This is a genomic window from Paenibacillus sp. OT2-17 (genome assembly GCF_009827695.1).
In the GTDB taxonomy this organism is placed as follows: Bacteria; Bacillota; Bacilli; order Paenibacillales; family Paenibacillaceae; genus Paenibacillus; species Paenibacillus polymyxa_B.
In genome coordinates this window covers 1-652 of the sequence record NZ_WUDQ01001014.1, presented here as the reverse complement: position 1 = coordinate 652, position 652 = coordinate 1, and the positions used below count along the sequence as shown (strand labels likewise).

General features: G+C 49.7%; 2 protein-coding genes. Both read right to left on the bottom strand.

Features of this window, described 5'->3' with window-relative positions; all coding sequences use genetic code 11:
- On the bottom strand, window positions 1-529 hold a 529-nt coding region (locus tag GRP75_RS28785; RefSeq protein ID WP_160791092.1), incomplete at its 3' end, for a DUF2238 domain-containing protein.
- 24 nt (window positions 530-553) lie between these two features.
- Window positions 554-652, bottom strand: a 99-nt coding sequence (locus tag GRP75_RS28780; RefSeq protein WP_160791091.1) for a DUF2196 domain-containing protein, incomplete at its 5' end; no start/stop codon positions are given.

The following is a 652-nucleotide window of genomic DNA, read 5'->3' as shown; positions in this document are numbered from 1 at the left end:
ATACATCTCCCTGTGTGTCCAAAAAGGCTTCTGCTGCCGTTCCGGTTGCCTTGGCTACAGCAAACTCAATCAGCTCGTACACAGCGCTGATCGCAAGACACACACTAACCGTGAGGAAAGTGAGCCAGCTCCCGCTTCCCAAGGCCGTTTTACGCAACAGCACTTCCCTGACAATGAGTGCAGGTACAAAACCTTGTACAAAATGCCCAAGTCGATCATAATAATTGCGCTCCAGTCCGAACGTATCCCGAATCCAGTTGAACAGTGGCATTTCGGCATAGGTATAATGTCCACCGACAATCAGGATCAATGCGTGCAGCCAGATTAGGGTGTATACCAGATTGGTAAACCGAAATCTACGGTACAAAGCCGCCAGCAGCACAGCTCCCAAAACTGCCGGGAGAACTTCCAGTACCCATGTAAAATGATCCGCCGGGCGAATTAAAGACCAAATGAGGGCAAGCGCCAGCAATACAAGTAAAACAAGCGGGTAGCGATCATTTTTAGACCATGCCGTTGCCTGATTCATCTTCATTCCTCCTCACCCAAAGCTCTAGCCTTCGTTCGTTACGATATGTTTGACACGCCCAACCTGTCCGTCTGCCAAACGCACTTTGATTCCATGCGGATGACGCGGGGAATTGGTCAAAAT